We start from the raw sequence: 16343 nt of genomic DNA, 5'->3' as shown, positions 1-16343 counted from the left end.
TTAGTCTCACCGAAGGTTGAGCGCTCTCGCTCAGCCTTCGGGCTGGGGGTGCGGTGGAAGCGCTGTCGCGCGCGTACGGCGATGAGGCGTTAACGGCGTTTGAACTGGACTTTCTCAGCGACGGAGAGCGGCGTCGGCTCCCGCTGGGAGCGAGTTGGCAGGTCTCGTTCGAGGCAGTCGAGCCTGTCCGGCCGTTCCGCTGGGACAAGGGCACGCCGGGGTTCGCCGGCTGGTACTACTCGGCGACGATGCGTGATCACGTGGGCTATGAGTCGTGGCTGGAGCGGGACCGGTTGATCCTGCTCGACAGAGATCCGCAGGTGAGGGCGATAGCGTCGCAGCCTTTCTGGCTGCACTGGCACGACGGCAGACGACAGCGACGCCACGCTCCCGACTACTTCGTTCGGTTGGCCGCGGGGCAAGCCCAGGTCGTGGACGTCCGCGCTGAGGAGGACATGGATCAGCGGACGCGGGAGGCGTTCGCGGCGACCGAGCGGGCCTGCGCGGCGGTGGGCTGGCAGTTTGAGTGGGTCGGCCGTCCGGATCCGGTGGTCATGGCCAACGTCCGTTGGCTGGCGCGGTATCGCCGGGCACGATCTGGTCGGCCGGTGGTGGTGGCTGAGCGTCTGCTGGAGGTGTTCAGCGAGCCGAAGGGCTTATGGGAGGGAGCTGAGCTGGTGGGCGACCGGATCCAGGTTCTGCCGGTGCTCTTCCACCTGCTGTGGTTGGGAAAGCTGGAGACCGACTTGTCCGGGGGACTGCTGGAGACCGGGAGCCTGGTCTGGGCGAAGGGACGGCGCCGATGGGCCAGTTGAGGCGCCCGCCAGCTGTGGCAGTTGGCGAGAGGGTCCGGTTCGACGGCCAGGTCCGGGGAGTGCTTGAGGTGACCGCGCAGGCTGCGGTCCTGGAGGACGCTGAGAGTCCGCACCGCGCGGTTGCCCTGATCGAGTTGTTCGAAGCGGAGGACTTCGAGGTCCTGTTCCGCCCGGAACGGCTGCCGTTGCCGGCCTTGTCCACCCTGGAGACGCTCCCGGCTACAGCGGTCCAGCAGGCGCTTTGGTGGGAGGGCCACATTCTGGAAGTGGTACATGGACTACCGCCGGACGCGGAGCCTGGCACGAAGCCGCGCGCAGAGTACGGGGCGGGCACATCACTGACCGCGAGGGAGAAGGCCAAGGCTGCTGAACTGTCCCGGTCCGGCCGCCCGGTGACCGCCAGCACGGTCGCCCGGCTGCGTCGCCGCTACCTCCAGGAGGGGGTTGTCGGGCTGGTGGATCGCCGAGCAGCCCGCAAACGGCCGGAGTTCGGGGCGGTGGACACCCGAGTGGTGGACGCGATGCGTCAGGCCATCAAGGAAGGTGTCGACACCTCCACCCGGACCGCGTCCTATCTGATCTGGAGGGCGAAGGAGATCCTCACTCAAACCGAGGCCGGGCAGGTGGAAGCTCTGTGGCCTTCCAGGGCCACCCTTTTTCGGCTGGTGGAGAAGCTGACGGCGGGCACTCACGCGACGGGCTCGGCGGTGACGCGCCGGTCGAAAGCCCACACGGCAGCGACACCGTTCGGAGAACTGACGGTGACCGCTCCGGGCGAGGTCATGCAGATCGACTCCACTCCGTTCGACGCGATGGTCCGCCTTGACAACGGGGTCGTCGGCAAGGTCGAGCTCACCGGCATGATCGACGTCGCTACCCGGACCGTGTCGGCAGTCGTGCTGCGGCCGTCGACGAAGTCGGTTGATGCCAGCGTGCTGCTGGCCAGGACCGTGACGCCGGAGCTGATGCGGCCGGGCTGGGTGGACGTGCTCAAGATGTCCCGTTCCGTGCTGCCGCACCGGCGGCTGTTGCCGTTGGACGAGCGGCTGAAGCATGCGGTCGCCCGACCTGTGATCGTCCCGGAAATGATCGTCTGCGATCACGGGAAGGTGTTCATCTCACACAACTTCCGGGCCTCCTGCCGGTTCTTGGAGATCGACTTCCAGCCCACGCACAAAGGCTCGCCCTTCGAGAAGGGCCACATCGAGAACATGCTGGGCTCGGTTGCCACGATGTTCGCGCAGTTCCTGCCCGGCTACACCGGCCGCAACACCGACCGTCGTGGCCGGTACCCGGAGAAGGAGAACGTGTGGTCGCTGCCCGAGCTGCAGGAACTGCTTGACGAGTGGGTGGTCGCGAAGTGGCAGAACCGTCCTCACGAAGGGCTGCGTGACCCCGACCATCCGGGCAGGCTGTTCACGCCGAACCAGAAATACGCTGCACTGGTCGAGTCCTGCGGCTATGTCCCGGTCGCACTGAGCGGCCAGGACTACATCGAGCTTCTGCCCGCGACCTGGCGGGCTGTCAACTCCTACGGCCTCCGGATCAATAACCGCACCTACGATGCCCCGGAACTCGGGCCGATGCGACGGCAGCACTCCGGAGTCGCCGCCAAGCGAGGCCTCTGGGAGGTTCACCGTGACCCCTACGACGTCTCCCGAGCCTGGGTACGCGACCATCGCGGAAAGGGTGAATGGGTCCAGGCGACCTGGAAATACCTGAACCGGGCGCCGGTCCCCTTCGGTGACCTTGCCTGGGACCACGTCAGCCACCAGCTACCCAAGGCCACCGAGGAAGAACTCGCCGAGGCCGTGGCTGCCTTGCTCACTCGTGCACACGCCGGCCCCGCCCCCGCTGACCAGGGCAAGAAGAGCAAGAAAGACAGACCTTCCAGGCGGGACCGGCAGGTGGCCGCGCGGACCAGAGCCACGGCTCCGGACGTCGCCTCTCCGCAGACCGAGCCGTCTGCGGAGGCCTCGGACGAGCCCGTTTCGGAAGAACAGCTGGAAGACGATGAGCCGATGGCTGAGGTGATCCCGCTGGGGCTCTTCGACCCGCTTGAGGACCCCTGGAGGCGCTCGTGAACAACCCGCTGGCCGACCGACCGGACGACTTCGGCCGCTACCTGACAGCTCTGCCCGGTTGGCGCGCGTTCGTCGCGGCCTCCCTCGGCAAGCCGATGGTGATGCTCAGCCAGGCTGAGTACGACGCGCTGGTCAAAGCCGCTCAAGCCGACGCTCTGGTCAAAGAGGAGAAGAACATCTACGACGAGGACCGCCTCGACCACCATGCCCGCTTGCAGGTGGTGGCAACCTCGACCGTCCGGCACACCGTCGCCTGCGGCCGCCGTCTGATCATTCTCAACCGCGGCGCCGTCAGCGCCCGTCGCGGCCTGATCGTCTCCGGGCCTGCCAACACTGGCAAGACGATCGCCCTGACCCAGCTCGGACTGGCACACGAACTCCAGGACCGCCGCCGGCATCCCGGTCAGGACGAGCGCATACCGGTCGTCTACATCACCATCCCACCCGCCGCGACACCTCGCATGATCGCCGCCGAGTTCGCCCGCTTCCTCGGCTTGCCGGTCCTGCGAAGGTCCAACATCACTGACCTTACCGAGGCCGTGGTCGGCGTCTGTACCAAGGCCCGCACCGGCCTCATCCTGGTGGACGAGATCCACAACATCTCCCTGCACACCCGCACGGGAGCCGAAGCGTCCGACACCCTCAAGTACTTCTCCGAGCGCATCCCCGCCACTTTCGCCTACGCGGGCATCGACATCGAGGCAGGCGGTTTGCTGTCCGGCACCCGCGGTGACCAAATCGCTGCCCGCTTCACTCCGGTCGACACCCACCCCTTCCCTTACAACGCGGAATGGAAGTCGCTCGTCGCTCAGATGGAGGCGAACCTGCTGCTGCACCAGCACAAACGCGGCACCCTGTCCCGGCTGGACCGCTTCCTTCACACCCGCACCAGCGGCATGATCGGCTCGCTGTCTCATCAGCTCCGCGGAGCCGCCGTTGACGCCATCCTCACCGGCACCGAGAAGATCACCAAGGCCGGTCTGCTGGCCGTCGACCTGGACGTCGCTTCCCGCCGCAGGCCTCCCGGCAGCCCGGACACGAGCACGTGACACAGCCCAGCACGAACGGCGAGTCGATCGTCAAGCTCCCTTTCCAAGTCCGGCCGATCGCTGGTGAAGGCTGCTATCCCTTCATCGCCCGCCTTGCCCACGCCAACTGCCTCCCACCCGCCTACCTGCGAGGTTTCCTCGCCGGACCGCCTGGATATCGAGGCAGGCCGTCCTGGGAACGGCTTGCTATGGTCACCGGTCGCGACGCCGGACGGCTGCGGAAGACGCTCGACACAGCCAAGTGCAAGGAGTGCGGCTCCGCCTTCCTGCTCGACCGCACCTTCGGCAATCGGCCCCGCTACTGCTCCGCCCGATGCCGCACCCGCCCATCCCCCAAACGCGAGGTCACCGAGCCCTGCCGGATCTGCAAGGAACCCATGAAGATCCAGTTCGGCCAACGCTACCGGCTTTGCTCCTCCGGCTGCCGCAGAGTGGCCTACATCGAACGTCAACTCCGCAACAAGGGCACCACCGGGCAGCACGAACCACACGCCTGCGCCGCTTGCGGCCGCCCCCTGCCGCCAACCACCCAGACTTCCGAACGCACCTGTTCTGAGAACTGCAGTCGGCAGGTCTCCCGCTGGAACTGGCTGATCGCGCGGCACGGGCTTCCTCTGCCCTCCAGGACATGTGCGTTCTGCGGAACCCCGATAGAAGCGAAGTCCCCCTCCGACCCCCATCGCCGCTGGTGCAGCCGCCGTTGTCGCACACGGACCCACCGCGGCCACAGCCCAGCCGTCTTCTTCAAACCGCTGACCTGCGAACAGTGCCGGAAGCCGTTCGACCGTCGCAGGGACGGCAGGGACCGGCGCTGGTGCTCACTCAAGTGCTACCGGCTATCCCGCGGCTGGCCTGAGCAGCCAAAGAAGCGCAAATAACCGAAATCGATCGCGGTCACGGGCGACCGGTGCCGCAATTGAGGCTAAGCGCTTCAGTTGGATTGTTTCGTCAAGTGGAACGCTCAATTGTCGCCTTCATTCAGATCGGCTTGTCCTGCCTCGGCAAAGGTTGACCGATCTCGTTGAACCTTGATCGGAGCATCGGCACGATAGACATCTTGGATATTTTGACTGTCAGCGCAGTAGGTATAGCGCTGATTGCAGTTGGTGACTCGGCCCTTTACGCGCATGGCGGGTTGAACGGCAGCCCTGGGAGACGCTCCTGCCATTGCTGGCGGTTGAGGGTCGTTTTGGTGACATCGCAGATTCGGGCGATGGTCCGGTTGATGTCGGTGTCCCACAGCCGTACCGTTCCGTCCATCCCAGTACTGAACAGCGTGCGCCCCGTCGGGCTGAACGCGACCAAAGAGACCTCGCCTGTATGGCTGGTGAGCGGCTGTCCGAACGCAACAGGCCGGGAGGGGGCGGACACATTCCACAGCCTGATCGCGCCGTCCGCGCCGCCTGTGGTCAGAGCGTGTCCGTCGGGGCTGAAGGCGATCGTGCCGACACTGCCGGTGCGGGCTGAGAAGGTGCTCGTGGCTGCGGGACGGCCTGGGTCGGCGATCTTCCACAGGCTTATGGTGCCGTCCTCTCCGCCAGTGGCGATGTAGTTGCCGTCCGGGCTGAACGCCATCGTTAAGCCACTCCGGACCGGGGCGTGGCCGAGCTGCTCAGGATGAGCGGGGTCCGTGATGCGCCACAGGCGCACCCCTCCTTCGTCGCCGTCTTGCAAGCCGGCGAGAAGATGTCCGTTGGGGCTGAAGGCCAGTTCCCGCACCCCGTATTCCCCGGCGCCGGCAATCTGCCGGTGGACCAGCGTGATATGTGCGGAGCCGGTGATTTCCCAGAGCCATGGGCCGGTCTGGTCGCTGGCGGCAAAGGTGTGCCCGTTCGGGCTGAACGCCATCCAGACGAAGAATAGTTTGGTGTCGCTGGTGCCTGGTGCGGCGCCGATCAGCTTCGGGCTGCGGAGGTCAGTGACGTTCCATAGCCGTATATCGCTGTGGTTGCTGTCAACGATGGCGACTGTGTGGGAATCCGGGCTGAGGGTGACGCGGTCTGGGTTGGCGCTGAGGCGAGCGCTGTCCAGCAGTGCTGGATGATTCGAGTCGGATATGTTCCAACGGCGGATCACCCCGTCCTGGCTCGCTGTGGTCATGGTCTGGCTGTCGGGGCTGAACGCCTGGGTGGTGATGGATGTGTCCCTGGTCAGGACGTTATGCCCGAGGTCCCACAGTTGGGCGGCCTTGTCGGTCCCGGCCGTGACCAGTGTGCTTCCGCTTGGAGCGAAGGCCACGGTGCGGACGTCGGTGACGTGGCCGGTCAGCCGCTCCTGCGGCTTCACTGCGGCCGGATCGGCCAGTTTCCACAGCCGTACGGTGTGATCCGTGCTCGCGCTGGCGAGCGTCTTTCCATCAGAGCTGAAGGCCACCGCGGTGACCTCCGAGAGATGGCCGATCAGAGGCCGTCCCAGAGATGTCGGGTGGAGCGCTTGGGATACGTCCCACATCTGCACGGTGCCGTCCGCCGAGCCAGCTGCCACTGTATGTCCGTCGGGGCTGAAGGCAACGACGTTACCGTTGTCGCCCGCGATGCCTCCAGCGGCATATCCCAAGGACACCGGGGCAGCCGGATTGCGGGTGTCCCACAGTTGGAGTCCCTCGTCTGTACGGCTTGCGAGGGTGTGGCCATTCGGGCTGAAGGCCACAGCGGTGACGAAGCCGCTCTGACTGCTGGCCGGTGTGCGGCCCCGTGCTGTGGGGCGACGCGGGTCTGAGATGTCCCACAGTTGGGCCCACTTGTTGTTGCTGGCGCTGGCCATCGTCTTGTCGTCCGGGCTGAAGGCCATGGAGAAGGCGGCCGGACCGGTGGCCGCGCTGGTGAGCGGCGTGTGACCGAGCAGCCTGGGATGTGTGGGGTCGCTGATGTCAAAGAGGCGGACCGCGCCGTCGTTGTTGGCCGTGGCGAGCAGACTCCCGTGATGGCTGAAGGCCACGCTGAAGACCGGGCCGCCCCGTGAGCTGCTGGTCACATGACCGACGGGCTCTGCGTGGGCGGCGTCACTGAACCTCCAGAGCTGGAGCGTTCCGTCATCGCGGCCACCGGCCAACAGCCGGCCGTCAGGGCTGAACACCATGGCGTTGAACGGCCCGGCGGCACCGGGGAGGGGCCTCGACAGTGGGCTGTTTGCGTCGTCGATGAGCCGGGTTCGCACGTCGGGGTCGTCGGGTCGCATGCGGTGGGCAGCGAGGTCGAGCTGTGCGGCGAGTGAGGACTGGCTGTCGCGCAGGCGGTCGGCCTGGGCTTTAACCTGGTTGAAGACGGCTGTGCCACGCTGCGCTGTGGCGGTGGCACGTTGCTGGAAGGCTATGACCGCGGCAGCGGAAGCAATTAGCGCCAGGGCAGCCAGGATGGCGATCACTGAGCGGCGTAGCCGGGCGGCACGGCGTTCATGGCGGGTGGACGCGGCGAGAAAAGCTCCTGTTGTGGTGGTGATGTCGTCTTGGTGTGCGCGGTCGGCCCAGGCGAGGGCCGTCTCCAGGCGGGTGCCCCGGTAGAGCAGGTCGGTGTCGCGGTGGGCATGTTCCCACTCGGTGGCGGCTTGTTCGAGGTTCTGGTGGGTGATGTGGCCGGCCCGGTCGGTGTTGATCCAACGGTGCAGCCTGGGCCATGCGTGCAGCAGTGCCTCGTGGCTGATCTCCACGGTGTCCTGCTGTCGGGTCAGCAGTCGGCCGCGGGTGAAAGTGTCGATGACCGCAGCGGTGGTCCTGGACTGACCGCCTGCGATGAACAGGTCCGTATAGGAGGCCGGGCGCCGGGTGTCCTCACAGCGGTCACCGACCATGACCATGCGCAGGAACAGCGTGCGGGCGGCCGCCTGCCCGGGCGCGTCGAGGGTGGTGAAGAGGCTCTCCGCAGTGGTGGCGATGGCATGGCGAATTCCGCCGGTGGCCTGGTAGCCGTCCACTGTGAGTGTGCTGCCGTGGCGTTGCTGCCAGGTGGCCCGCAGGGCGTGGGCCAGCAGCGGCAGCCGTCCTGCATCATAGGCCCCCGGCAGCTCTTGGCCGACCGGGGTGTTCGCCGTGGTGCGCTGGGCATGCGCACCGAGATCACGCAGCAGCAGCTCGACCAGGCCTGGCTCGACCTGCAGGCCGGCAGCTGCCGCCGGGAACAAGATCGCCTCCCTGAGGTCACCCTCCGTCATCGGGCCAACCACGATCTGCCCGTTCTGTAAGGCAGTTCGCAGTTGTGGGTAGTCGGCGCACGGCGCGTAGAAGTCCGCCCGTAGACCGAACACCACCAGCGCGACCGGAGCCGTGCCGTCCGGACACGGCTGGGCGAGGGCGGTCAGTACGTCGAGGAAGTCGCGGCGCTCCCGTGCGCTGTGGCAGAGGGTGAACGCCTCTTCCAATTGGTCGATGACCAGGACCATGCGGCGGACCGCCTGGGAACTGCCGCCCGATGGCCCGCGGGGCGGCCTCCTCAGCAGCGCCACGCATGCCTGCGGGCTGGTCGCCAATGCGCTGATCAGCTCCTGCGGTCCGACGCCGGTGGCCTCGGCGAGACTGGAAGCGAGAGCAGTCATCGGGTGCGCGGTGGGCGTGAACAGCACGCGCGGCCAGTCCGCCGATCCAGCGGCGGGCAGGGCGCCGCGTGCGAGGGCGGGCAGCAGACCGGCCCGCAGGAGCGAGGACTTGCCCGCCCCGGACGGTGCGACCACCATGAGCGGCCCGCCGCCGTTCAGCCGCTCGTCCAGCCGGATCAGCAGATCTGCGGTCATCGCGTCCCGGCCGAAGAACCAGCGTTCCTGATCGGCGGTGAAGGCAGCCAGGCCCGGATATGGACACTCCCCATGCCGTGTGCCCGGCGCGGTCCGGCGGGCCCGGCGTACCCCATCCTGATAATGCAGGTGAAGATCCCGTTCCGCGATGTGCTGGTCACGGCCAGCCTGGTAGATCCGTGCCGAGCCGGGGGCCGCGGCATGCTGACGCGCCTCCTCATCGCCGGACTGCGGATCCCCTGGCTCGCTCATCGCTCGGTGATGTGCTGGTCACGACCGGCCTGATAGACCCGTCCGCTACCGGAAGCCTCCGCCCGCATCACCGAAACCCCGCTCTGCACGCCCTCCTCCGAGGCCGACGCGCCCCCGAGCCGCGTATCCAGCAACTGCCTCAGTTCTACGGCCACCGCCGGATTCGCGTGCAACAGAGCCTGCAGGCGACTCTGCCAGGCGGCAGCCAGTACCTGCTCGGCATCCCCTTCTCCGGCCTGGCGTGCCGCCAGCACCTGTGCGCGGGCCTCGACGAGCTCCGCGTCGATTACGTCGGCCTGCTCCGGACTCGCCCGACGCCACAGCCCGACCAGCGTCTCTCGGACCTGCACCCACCCGTCGGTGGCTATCGCTCCCACCAGAGCCGTCCCGGCCGCCAAAGTGATCGGATCCATCACGCCCCCTACGCGCAAAACGAGATGAAATGCACTCCCGCTGCAAGTCGGTAAATCGGAACACTCACGCAGGTCAACGCCAGAGTGACGCGAACCCGGCATGCCGGGAAGGGGCGTGAACCGGCGTGGAACTGGGGCGCTCGAAGCGTTCACCGAAGGCCGCCAACGCATGCACCGAACAGCTATTTGCTCGTGGCCGCATGCACACCAAAGGTGCATATCCCATCACGGCTGCCTGGTGCGCTCGCGGCGCTGCGGAACATCTTCGATAGGACAGGACAGTCTCCGAGGCCTGAGGAGACACCCCGGGCGCACATTGCCGCAGGGAAGCTTGGTGTGTGAGCGAGCGCGGGGGTTGACCTGTGGGACTGGCCAGGCCAACTCAAGCGCTCACGGGCCATCTTTGCCGCTCGGTCTCGGCAATGACCTAAGGCGATCAATCTTCACTGAGACAAACCATCGGGTCTTCAAGCTTTGCTGAGACGAAACCGCATCGGTGCAGCTTGCCTGAGATCGCATCAACCTTCACTGAGACAGGTCAACACTCCACCGCGCCAAGGGATTGTCATTCGATAGTTTCCGATATATCGTCGAAGCATCGCGACCGATCAACGATTGGGGTACGTACATGCGTTTCCATGGACATGGTCATGAGCACCACGGCCCCGGCCCGTACGGGCCGCCCGGCTTCGGCGGCCGTCGTGCCTTCGGGCCCTTCGGGCCGCCTTTCGGGGGGCCGCCCTTCGGTGGCCGCGGGCGTGGTGGCCCCGGCGGCAGGGCGCGGCGCGGGGACGTGCGCGCGTCGATCCTCGCCCTGCTCAAGGACCGTCCGATGCACGGTTACGAGATGATCCGGGAGATCGCCGAACGCAGTGGCGGCGCGTGGAAGCCGAGCCCCGGCTCCGTCTATCCCACGCTCCAGCTGCTTGAGGACGAAGGGCTGATCGCCAGTGAGAGCGAGGGCGGCAAGAAGCTGTTCACGCTCACCGAGTCCGGCCGCGCCGAGGCCGACGCCGGCCCCGCCACCCCGTGGGAGGACGTCGGGCGCGGCGTCGACTGGGAGGCGATGCAGGAGATCCGCCAGGCGGGCTTCGGCCTGATGGAGGCCTTCGGGCAGGTCTGGAAGACCGGCAGCGCCGAGCAGCGGGAGAAGGCCCTGGCGGTCATCAACGAGACGCGCAAGAAGCTGTACCTGATCCTGGCCGACGAGGGCTGACGGCTGCCGAAGGCGCGACGGGGGACTTGCCCGGCTCACGGGCCGGCCGGACGGCTGGCCCGGGTCGGCTCGTGAGCCGGACGGGGCCCGGCCGGAAAGGGGGTGCCCGACGGGAAACCGCCGGGCACCCCCGCCGCGTTCCTTGACGGTTCGTCAGGGCGTGGTCAGACTCCGGTTCCGGATCCGACGAACGGAGTCCCCGCCATGGCCCTGCCCACGCGCTGGAGACATCCCTCCCCAGGCCGTGTCCGCAACGTCCCGCCTGCCCCGGAGATCCCCCAGCCACCGCTGGCAGGTGCCCCCGGCGCCAGACGCCCCGGGCCGCGCCCTGGCGGGCGCGCGGCGCCACTTCGCGGGCACGCCCTGGCACTCGCCGCGGCCGCCGCCGTCTGCGCGGCCTCCCTCGCCGCCGTTCCCGCCGGCGCCGGCGGCGAGACGCCGCGCCATCGTGACGCCCGGGCGTCGCCGGACGAGCGGGCCCACGATCTGCTGCGCCGCATGACGCTCGACGAAAAGATCGGGCAGATGGTCCAGATCGCCGTCGTCAGGCTCCAGGGCGACTGCCGCGACGGCGGCGGCGAGCTCGGCGAGGCCTGCATGAAGACCGTGCTCCACGACCACGCGGTCGGCTCCGTCCTCTCCGGCGGCGGCATGGGACCGCCCCGCAACACGCCGCGCGACTGGGCCCGCATGGTCAACGCGGTGCAGAAGTACGCCGTGGAGCACAGCCGGCTGCACGTCCCCGTCCTCTACGGAGCCGACGCCGTCCACGGTCACAACAACGTGCTCGGTGCCACCGTCTTCCCCCACCAGATCGGGCTCGCCGCCTCCTGGGACCCCTCACTCGTCCACGACACGGCCCGGGCGACGGCCCGCGCCGTCGCCGCCACCGGCATCGACTGGAACTTCGCGCCCGTCGCCGACCTCGCCCGGGACCGGCGCTGGGGGCGCTACTACGAGACATACGGCGAGGACCCGCTGCTCGCGGGCGCCCTGGCCGCGGCCGGCGTACGGGGCACCGAGGGCGCCGGAGGCGTGAAGGACGTCGCCTCCACGGTGAAGCACTTCGGCGGGTACTCCGAACCCGCCAACGGTCACGACCGCGTGCCCGCCGACGTCTCGCCCCGCTACCTCCAGGACACCCTCCTCGCGCCGTACCGCACGGCGGTCGAGGCGGGGGCGAAGACGGTGATGGTCAACTCCGGTGCCGTCAACGGCGTGCCGGTGACCGCCTCCCGCCACCTCCTGACCCAGGTGCTGCGCCGTCAGTGGGGGTTCACCGGGGTGACGGTCTCCGACTGGCAGGACGTCCGTGCCCTGTGGACGAGGTACAAGGTCGCGGCGGACTACCCGCACGCCGTCGCGCTGGCCGTCAACGCCGGCGTCGACATGGCGATGGAGCCGTACGAGGCGGGCGACTTCACCGGAGCCCTGCGCACGGCCGTACGACAGGGGTTGGTCTCCCGGGAGCGCGTCGACGAGGCGGCCGGACGCGTGCTGCGGCTCAAGTTCGGCCTCGGGCTCTTCGAGAGGCCGTACGTCGACGCCGAGCGCGCGGACGCCGACGTCGCGGGGGCCGCCCGGGACCTGGCCCGGCGTGCCGCAGCCGACTCGCAGGTGCTGCTGCGCAACGAGCGTCACACCCTGCCGGTGCGGGCGACGGCGAAGAAGGTCGTCGTCGCGGGCTCCTTCGCGGACGACATCGACGACCAGGCGGGCGGCTGGACCGTCGGCTGGCAACGGGTGCCCGGCGGAGTGCGGCTGCCCGGCACGACCGTGCTCGCGGGGATCGAACAGGCCGCGCCCGCGGGCACCCGCGTCGTCCATGCCCCGGACCCCGCCGACGCGGTGGCCGAGGCCCGGGACGCCGACGTGACCGTGGTGGTCGTCGGCGAGAGGGCCGCCGCCGAAGGCGAGGCGGACAGCCCGCGCCCCGAACTCTCCGCGGACCAGCAGTCCCTGGTCGGAGCGCTGAAGGCGACCGGCAGGCCCGTCGTCGTGGTGGTGCTCGCCGGGCGCCCGCTCGTCCTGGGCGACGCGGCGGGGACGGACGGCCTGCTGATGTCGTGGCTGCCCGGCACCGAAGGCGGCCACGCCGTGGCGGACGTGCTGTTCGGCCGGACCGACCCGAGCGGACGCCTGCCGGTGTCCTGGCCCCGCAGGACCGGCAACGAACCGCTCTACCACCAGCAGTTGCCCGGTACGAACTCCGGCGCCGAGTCGGCCCACGACGTGGCGTACGACTTCGGTGCCGGCCTGTCGTACACCACGTACCGCTTCGACGCGGTCACCCTGGCCGCCGCATCCGTCCCGGCGGGCGACGACGTGCGGATCGGCGTACGGGTCGCCAACACCGGGGGGCGCGACGGCGACCTGGTGGTTCCGGTGTACGCGTCACGGCCGGTGAGCGAGGTGCTGGCGCCGCCGCGCAGACTCGTGGCCTTCACCAAGGTGCGCCTGAGGGCGGGGGAGGAGAAGACCGTGCGGCTCACCGTGCCCGCGCGGGCTCTCGCGGTGACCCCGGGCGACGTCGACGGCGCCGGGTCCCCGCGCGTCGAGCGGGGGACGTACACGTTCACCGCGGGGTCGCGGACGGCCGCGCTGGAGGTCACCTAGGCGTGCGAGGGCCGTGCGCCCCTGAGACGGGCGCGGCACGTCTCCTCCTGGAGGATGAGGATTCGATCACCAGTCCCCAACCGGCGTCGGATGCGCGAATGCGACCTTCCGGGGATGCTCTCATCACATGGGACTGATGGGGTGGGAGGGTGCAAAGCCGTACACCTGACAGCGGATGGGCCGGGAGCGCGAACGACAGCCGGCTGAGCATGGAGCTCGCCTCGGCGGTCGCGGGCGCCCGCAGGCGTGCCGCGCGCGACGGCGACCGGCAGGTCGACACCGCCCACCTGCTCCACACGCTGCTCGAGGCCGACCCCGAGGCCCGCGCCGCCTTCGACGGCGGCCCCGCCCAGGTCGCCCGGCTGCTCGGCTACCTCGTCCAGCGCACCATCGGCTACGGGCTGCGCTGGAGCGGCACCGTCGAGGACTCGGGCGCCCTGCCCGTGCTGCCCGGCGACGGCGTACCCGGCTGGTCGCCGGCCGCGGCCGAGGCCATGCGTGAGGCGCATGTGCGGGCCCTGGCGCGCCGGTCGGGCCCGGTGCGGGGGACGGACCTGCTCGCCGCCCTGCTGCGCGACCGGCAGTGCCGCGCCGTCGACGTCCTGCACCGGGCCGGCGTCGACACCGCGCTGCTGGCCACGCGCCTGGCCCACGCCGCCTGTTCGGAGTGCTCCTGACCCGGGGCCGCGACGCGTGGGGGCGGTGGGAGCGTGCCCTCGGGCTCGGGCGGCGCGGGCGTGCCCCTGAGCCCGGTCGCCAGGAGTGTAAGGGATGACGGTGCTGACGTTTGCTGCCATCATGCAGCGATGCGGCAGACTGACAACAGGATTTCCGGACTGGGCCTCGCCCTGGTGTCCGCGCTGGCGTTCGGCGGATCGGGCGTCGCGGCCAAGCCCCTGATCGAGGCGGGCCTGGACCCCCTGCACGTGGTGTGGTTGCGCGTGACCGGCGCCGCGTTGGTCCTGCTGCCCGTCGCCTGGCGCCACCGCAACCTGCTCACGCGCCGCCCGGCGCTGCTCGCCGGCTTCGGCCTGCTGGCCGTCGCGGGCGTCCAGGCCTGCTACTTCGCCGCGATATCCCGCATTCCGGTCGGCGTGGCCCTGCTCGTCGAATACCTGGCCCCGGCGCTGGTGCTCGGCTGGGTGCGCTTCGTCCAGCGCCGGCCGGTCAGCCGGGCCGCCGCCCTCGGCGTGCTCCTCGCCGCCGGCGGGCTCGCCTGCGTCGTCCAGGTGTGGTCCGGCCTGAGCTTCGACGCGATCGGACTGCTCCTGGCCCTGGGCGCGGCCTGCTGCCAGGTGGGCTACTTCGTCCTCGCCGACCACGGCAGCGACGGCGACGAGCCGGCCGACCCGGTCGGTGTCATCGCCTACGGCCTCCTCTTCGGCGCCCTTCTGCTGACCGCCGTGGCACGCCCCTGGAACGTGGACTGGCCGGTGCTCGCCGGCAGCGCGTCCATGAACGGCACCCGCCTGCCGGCGCTGGCGCTGCTCGGCTGGATCGTCCTGGTCGCGACCGTGGCCGCCTACCTCACCGGCGTGGTGTCCGTGCGTCGCCTCTCCCCGCAGGTGGCCGGCGTGGTCGCCTGCCTGGAGGCGGTCATCGCCACCGTGCTGGCGTGGGTGCTGCTCGGGGAGCACCTCGCCGCGCCGCAGATCGCCGGCGGGCTCGTGGTGCTGCTGGGCGCGTTCATCGCGCAGAGTTCCACGCCCAAGGCGGCGTCCGGGGCGCCGGTGGCCGCGACGGAGGGCGTGCGGCCCGCGGCGGGTCCCGAGAGGGAGTTGTCCGGCGGCAACCACTGGGCCTAGGGTGTCGATCATGCCGATGACTGTTCTGCCGCCTCCCGCCGCCTAGCGCGGGCGGCCGCCCCCGGAGGACCGGGCCCGGGACGAGGTTCCCGGGCGGATCGCCGCTGCCCGCAGACGTGACCACGCGATCACTCATGTCTTCCGCGGGAGAACAGTCATGCACAACTCCTCTCTTCCGGCCTGCCCGTCTTCGGGCGGCCCCCGCACGGGCTCCGGCGTCTCCGTCGGCCGCGGGCTCGTCTACGTCACCGTCGCGGCCGTCGCCTGGGGCACGTCCGGGGCGACGGCGGCCCTCGTCTTCGACAGCAGCGGGCTCGGCCCGCTGGCGCTCACCTTCTGGCGCACGTTCGGCGGCTTCCTCCTGATGCTGGCGGTCCTGGCCGTGCGCCGCGCCCCCAGGCGGCAGGCCGCCCCGGGCCCGTACGAGCCGAAGGGCCGCAGGGTCGTCCGAGCCCTGGTCGTCGGCGCGGGGTTCACCGTCTTCCAGGCGGCGTACTTCGCGGCGGTCGACGGGACCGGCATAGCGGTCGGCACCGTCGTCACGCTCGGGGCCGCGCCCGTCATGGTGGCGCTCGGCAGCCGGCTGCTCATGGGCGAACGCCTCGGCGCGGGCGGCCGGGTGGCGGTCGCGGGCGCCCTCGCCGGGCTGGCCGTGCTGATGCTCGGAGGTGACGGCACGGGCGAGGTGCGCCCGGCCGGAGTGGCCATGGGGCTGCTGTCGGGCGCCGGCTACGCGCTGCTCACCGTCGCCACCCGGTACTTCGGCGGCCGGGGCCGGGGCACCGACCCCTTCACCACCACGTTGACCTCCCTCGGCGTGGGCACGGTCTGCGTCCTGCCCCTCGCGCTCGCCGAGGGCCTGTGGCCGCGCGCCCACGAACTGGGGCGCACCGTGGGGCTGCTGGCGTATCTGGTGACGGTGCCGACGGTGCTGGCCTACGGGCTGTTCTTCGCCGGGCTCGTGGCGGTGCGCGGCACGACGGTGACGGTGATCACCCTGCTGGAGCCCGTCACGGCGGCGGCCCTCGCGGTCGCCTTCCTCGGCGAGCACCTGACCACCGCGACGGCCGTGGGCACGGCCGTGCTGCTGAGCGCGGTGGTCGCGCTGGCCTGGGCGGAGACGCGCGGCACGGCGGCCTCCGTGCCGGTGGCGGGCGGAGGTCCCGTGACGCCTGAGCCTGCCGGGGCAACGGTGGCGACGGGGGTGGCGGAGCACGATGACGCCGGCGAGGTGAGGCCCGCCCAGAGCCCCGCCTCCGAGCCGCTGCCCCACCCGGCGTCCGGCTGACGGCGGTCCCCGCCGGCGACGAACGACGACGGACGGCGATGAAACGGCGTGGAGCCGGTCACGGACGCCATCGCGCCCGTGAC

General features: G+C 69.9%; 10 protein-coding genes. 8 read left to right on the top strand and 2 right to left on the bottom strand.

Annotated elements, in window-relative coordinates; all coding sequences use genetic code 11:
* Nucleotides 1–53: 53 nt before the first annotated feature.
* The 3 genes from CYQ11_RS04190 to CYQ11_RS04180 all read left to right on the top strand — a co-directional run bounded on the left by CYQ11_RS04190 (nt 54) and on the right by CYQ11_RS04180 (nt 3948).
* Nucleotides 54–815, top strand: a complete 762-nt coding sequence (locus CYQ11_RS04190; protein ID WP_099198602.1) for a TnsA-like heteromeric transposase endonuclease subunit — start codon at nt 54–56, stop codon at nt 813–815.
* On the top strand, nt 803–2899 hold the full coding sequence (locus tag CYQ11_RS04185) for a TnsB C-terminal domain-containing protein (RefSeq protein ID WP_099198601.1): 2097 nt from the start codon (nt 803–805) through the stop codon (nt 2897–2899). The genes CYQ11_RS04190 and CYQ11_RS04185 overlap by 13 nt, the downstream gene beginning before the upstream one ends.
* Before the next feature lie 95 nt (nt 2900–2994).
* Nucleotides 2995–3948, top strand: a complete 954-nt coding sequence (locus CYQ11_RS04180) for a TniB family NTP-binding protein (RefSeq protein ID WP_420894493.1) — start codon at nt 2995–2997, stop codon at nt 3946–3948.
* Nucleotides 3949–5067: 1119 nt separating this feature from the next.
* On the opposite strand, the gene CYQ11_RS04175 is transcribed toward CYQ11_RS04180, so the two are convergent.
* Both CYQ11_RS04175 and CYQ11_RS04170 read right to left on the bottom strand, forming a co-directional pair.
* A complete protein-coding gene (locus CYQ11_RS04175; RefSeq protein ID WP_099198599.1) occupies nt 5068–8922 on the bottom strand; it encodes an NACHT and WD repeat domain-containing protein in 3855 nt (1284 codons plus the stop codon).
* A complete protein-coding gene (locus CYQ11_RS04170) occupies nt 8919–9335 on the bottom strand; it encodes a hypothetical protein (protein WP_099198618.1) in 417 nt (138 codons plus the stop codon). Before CYQ11_RS04170 ends, CYQ11_RS04175 begins: the two co-directional genes overlap by 4 nt.
* A gap of 628 nt (nt 9336–9963) precedes the next feature.
* On the opposite strand from CYQ11_RS04170, the gene CYQ11_RS04165 reads away from it, so the two are divergent.
* The 5 genes from CYQ11_RS04165 (at nt 9964) to CYQ11_RS04145 (ending at nt 16260) form a co-directional block, all read left to right on the top strand.
* Nucleotides 9964–10551 carry a PadR family transcriptional regulator gene (locus tag CYQ11_RS04165; RefSeq protein WP_099198598.1) on the top strand — a complete coding sequence of 196 codons (588 nt, stop codon included), beginning with the start codon at nt 9964–9966 and terminating at the stop codon, nt 10549–10551.
* Between the two features lie 498 nt (nt 10552–11049).
* The gene (locus CYQ11_RS04160; protein ID WP_181143573.1) at nt 11050–13167 is read left to right on the top strand and encodes a glycoside hydrolase family 3 N-terminal domain-containing protein; all 2118 of its coding nucleotides are present in this window, start codon (nt 11050–11052) and stop codon (nt 13165–13167) included.
* A 209-nt stretch (nt 13168–13376) separates the two neighbouring features.
* Nucleotides 13377–13844, top strand: coding sequence for a Clp protease N-terminal domain-containing protein (locus tag CYQ11_RS04155; RefSeq protein WP_107489247.1), 468 nt, complete (start codon nt 13377–13379; stop codon nt 13842–13844).
* A 129-nt stretch (nt 13845–13973) separates the two neighbouring features.
* A complete protein-coding gene (locus tag CYQ11_RS04150; RefSeq protein WP_099198595.1) occupies nt 13974–14972 on the top strand; it encodes an EamA family transporter in 999 nt (332 codons plus the stop codon).
* A gap of 157 nt (nt 14973–15129) precedes the next feature.
* Nucleotides 15130–16260 (top strand): DMT family transporter, encoded by a 1131-nt coding sequence (locus CYQ11_RS04145; protein WP_099198594.1) that lies wholly within the window; start codon nt 15130–15132, stop codon nt 16258–16260.
* The last annotated feature ends 83 nt before the right edge of the window (nt 16261–16343 follow it).

The organism is Streptomyces cinnamoneus, assembly GCF_002939475.1.
GTDB lineage: Bacteria > Actinomycetota > Actinomycetes > Streptomycetales > Streptomycetaceae > Streptomyces > Streptomyces cinnamoneus_A.
This window is presented reverse-complemented; position numbering and strand designations above follow the sequence as displayed.